Annotated in this window: 5 protein-coding genes and 2 pseudogenes; 3 read left to right on the top strand and 4 right to left on the bottom strand. The window is 35.9% G+C overall.

The annotated features are described in order from the left end of the window. A partial coding sequence (locus FHL06_RS12160) for a site-specific integrase (RefSeq protein WP_153386844.1) occupies positions 1–515 on the bottom strand: 515 nt, incomplete at its 3' end. 85 nt (positions 516–600) lie between these two features. Here FHL06_RS12160 and FHL06_RS12165 point away from each other — a divergent pair. The 3 genes from FHL06_RS12165 to FHL06_RS12180 all read left to right on the top strand — a co-directional run bounded on the left by FHL06_RS12165 (position 601) and on the right by FHL06_RS12180 (position 2,356). Next, the gene (locus FHL06_RS12165) at positions 601–864 is read left to right on the top strand and encodes an AbrB/MazE/SpoVT family DNA-binding domain-containing protein (protein WP_005918576.1); all 264 of its coding nucleotides are present in this window, start codon (positions 601–603) and stop codon (positions 862–864) included. Continuing rightward, positions 858–1,202, top strand: coding sequence for a type II toxin-antitoxin system PemK/MazF family toxin (locus FHL06_RS12170; protein WP_005918574.1), 345 nt, complete (start codon positions 858–860; stop codon positions 1,200–1,202). Before FHL06_RS12165 ends, FHL06_RS12170 begins: the two co-directional genes overlap by 7 nt. A gap of 467 nt (positions 1,203–1,669) precedes the next feature. After that, positions 1,670–2,356 (top strand): transposase, encoded by a 687-nt coding sequence (locus FHL06_RS12180; RefSeq protein ID WP_225428808.1) that lies wholly within the window; start codon positions 1,670–1,672, stop codon positions 2,354–2,356. A gap of 46 nt (positions 2,357–2,402) precedes the next feature. Here the strand turns inward: FHL06_RS12180 and FHL06_RS15215 are convergent. The 3 genes and pseudogenes from FHL06_RS15215 to FHL06_RS12195 form a co-directional block, all read right to left on the bottom strand. Continuing rightward, positions 2,403–2,501: pseudogene (locus FHL06_RS15215) on the bottom strand (transposase); the annotation flags it as partial. A 115-nt stretch (positions 2,502–2,616) separates the two neighbouring features. Then, complete coding sequence (locus FHL06_RS12190; RefSeq protein ID WP_153386846.1) at positions 2,617–3,162, bottom strand: DUF536 domain-containing protein; 546 nt, start codon at positions 3,160–3,162, stop codon at positions 2,617–2,619. Then, positions 3,155–3,531: pseudogene (locus tag FHL06_RS12195) on the bottom strand (replication initiation protein); the annotation flags it as partial. The pseudogene FHL06_RS12195 and the gene FHL06_RS12190, both read right to left, overlap by 8 nt.

A 3,531-nucleotide genomic window follows, 5' to 3' on the forward strand; every position in this document is an offset into this window, starting at 1 on the left:
GCTTCACTTGAATGATTTAGTAAGTGCATGACTAGGCCAATATTGTAATTTGATTGCGTGTAAACGCGATAAGCCCCAGTTTTGCGCATCGTATGAGTACCTAGATAATTAATTCCTAATAGATCGCCAACCTTACTCATAATTTTGTAGAACTGTTTTTCAGTAATATGGCGTTCTGGGTGTTGAATTGAAGGAAAGAGCCATTCAGAATCCAGCTTATGATCAAGCAGCCATTGACGGTACAATAAGAGCTCTGTTTGAACAGGTTTAAGGTACAAGGTATTAGGTTTACCAGTTTTTCGGTCATGAATAAACGCATTTTGTTTAATAGAACCGTCCGGATTAAAAATATCGGCCTGTTTTAAGCCCATAACGTCACTCACTCGCAGTAGCGTCGCTTTACCAACTTGAAAAATCGTATAGTTACGTCGGCCAGCTTTAAAGTTATTGAGTAACGTATCTTGAACCTCTTTAAGAACGTTTGAATCTTTGATGGGTAAGACAACTTGTCGCATGTAAATGACCTCCGGTAAGAATATTTGCATTGTGTATCTACACAGGATATACTTGATTTTTAATAATAATTTAGGAGGGGGAAATATGGAACCTATTAAAGAACAAACACGCTTAGCAAAGTGGGGAAACTCGAAAGCTGCTAGAATTCCTAGCCAAATTATTAAACAACTGAAATTAGATGATAACCAAGATATGACAATAACCATTGAAAATGGATCAATTGTTTTAACACCAATAAAAAAGAACCCAACCAATATTCACGAACTGTTTAAGGATTGGCAAGATGACGGGAAAAGGGATCACGAGCTTGATTGGGGAAAGTCAGAAGGTAATGAACTTCAATGGTAAGCCAAGGTGATATATTTTATGTTAACTTTAATCCAAGCCGTGGTCATGAACAGATGAATAAGCGACCAGCCATTGCGCTAAGCAATGATCTAGTCTGTCAGACAAGTAACATGACGATTGCGGCTCCAATTAGCAGTACCAAGCGTAATTTTCCAATGTATCATCGACTAACTAGTAGTCAAACAGTATATGGAAAAGTATTATTAGATCAAACCATAGCCTTAGATTTACGGGCAAGACATGTCACTGATGAAACTATTGTCGATCATGTATCGCGTGAAGAACTAGAAGAAATAATCACTTTGTACAAATTATTGTTTAGTATTGATGACAAATAGAAGAAGTTATTTATTTAATATTAAAACAAATAACCCCTAATATCTATATTATAGATATTAGGGGTTATTCTTTCAATGTTTTTGAGGGGTTATTTGATAGTTATAGACCCTATATATTCATAGCCCCTTTCTGTTTGGTGTTAAAGTATTAGTCATCGATGTCATGCACTATCTTGTTTAGCTCCGTTTTGATGGAACTGGAAATATTTTCTAAATTGAAATGATTATATATTTCTTTATCCTTAAGCATCCTTTTTTGTGCCTTATTTAATTTACACTCATTGTTACCCACTACCCATTCATCCTTTGTACGTATAAAGGGGTTTTGCGCACTTTCCTTTAACGCGTTTTGAACATCTTCATAAGGTAAATAAAATTCAATTGTAGATTTATTTAATTTTACAATCTACCAATTAGCTAAAAGTATTTGGCTAACTTGATTATAAAACGCGCGTAAAAAAAGCATTATTGAGTACTTTAATAGATTCCATATCAATACCCGAAAACGGGTTCAAACCGTAACTCTGGATCTCAATAGTTACTATAAAGATATCGTTAAGGAAATGTTTCCAAACGCAGAAATTGTCGTTGATCGATTCCACATTATCGCCATGATGACGCGGGCATTCAACCAGACTAGAGTTCAGACAATGAAAAAATATGACAAGAAATCTATCGAATATCGACTGCTTAAGTTCTCATGGAAACTATATTTGAAGCACTTTGATGAACTAGAAGTCAGCCAAACTTTCTATGATCGTCATTTACGACAGCAGTTAACTCAACAAGGGCGAGTACAAATGGAGCTTGACACTGATGACACTATTTCGAGCACATACGATGCGCTGCAAGGTATCATGTCCTGTCTTAAAAATCATGACAAAGATGGCATTGTCTACTATCTCTACAAAAATGAAAACCTAAGTTTTCAAATGAAGGAAACACTAAAAACGTTTAAAAGTAATCTGGAAATTGTCTTGAATGCCAGTGAATCTAAGTATTCTAACGGTCCAATTGAAGGTATTAATCGGATGATTAAGCAGATTCAGCGGACTGCGTTTGGATTTAGAAATTTCCATCATTTAATCTCGCGGATTAAGCTTCAACAAACGAGAACAAAACCAAATACAAAAACAGAACTAGAAGCCGCTTAGCTTCTAGTTCTGTAAAACTATCTATCAACAGGATTTGACAGAGAGCCTCGGAGGCAATGATTTTAACTGGTTTGGAAGAGTTAAAACTCAAACGTACCGCATTTTTCTTAAAATCTTGGTCGTAGCGATTGTGTGAATAGGTCATTTTGAGGACTCCTTTCGGATAAATCAATTCTCTTATGTTTCTGTCCGAAATTCTAGTACAGACCCTCCATAATTTGTATGCTCTTTTCTAGTACATATTTACGATAATTATTCGATTACCAAAAATGCCACCATTTTTTATTAGTTATATTTCTAGCTGCCTGTTTTTTTGCACCATCAGTTTTTGCAACCTGGCTTTTTTCTATACTTTCAAAATCTTCAACTGGGCCATCTAATTTTCGTAGGCGTTCTTTCAAATGGCGATCTTCTGCTACTGTTGCTAATTGTAATTGTTGTTGTTGGTCTATTAGTTTTGTTAAATGATCTATTTGTCTGTCTTTGCTACTTATTTGCTGGTCTTTGGTCGCAAGCTGTTTGTCACGTTGAGACTTTAAATCTGCTACCTCTTTTCTTAGAGTAGCAATTAGATCATTATTTTTTTTGCTAGTCTTTGTCGCTTTTTTGCTACCTATTTGTTGATCTTTTGCTACCAAAGGCTTTGCTACCTTGTCCCTAATAATCCTTTCAGCTGTAAGGCTAATCATGTTTGTACCTTGACTATCTTTTTGTTGGTTCTTTGTTGGTAGTCTTTGGTAGTGATATTGAATAGTTTGTTTAGAGACCTTCAATTCATCAGCAAGTTCTCTAATAGTTTTAGGCATGTTTTCCAAACCCCTTTCGGAGTTCAGCAAGTGCTTCTTTTCGTGCTTGATCTCTTATTTTTTTATCGTGTTCCGCTTGTTTCTCAGCCACCGCTTGTTCCTCAGTTGAGCCTAGAGTTAACCCCTTAACTTTATCAATGGCGCGCCATTTTTCCTGTTCTGTTAATTCACCATTATGCTGAATATTAAAGAGTTTTTGACGTTCATCTTGAAATTGACCTTGTGAGAAGTCGTTAGCGTCTTTTTTTTCGGGTTTCCAGGTAAACGAATAGCCAATAACTGGTTTTCCGCGCCCTTTACCGTATTTCTTTCGGACAGTTAGCCCACGAAATAGGGGGGTAAGTTCTTCTTTGATTGGTTTTATCACTT

This window comes from Companilactobacillus halodurans (assembly GCF_009600985.1).
GTDB lineage: Bacteria > Bacillota > Bacilli > Lactobacillales > Lactobacillaceae > Companilactobacillus > Companilactobacillus halodurans.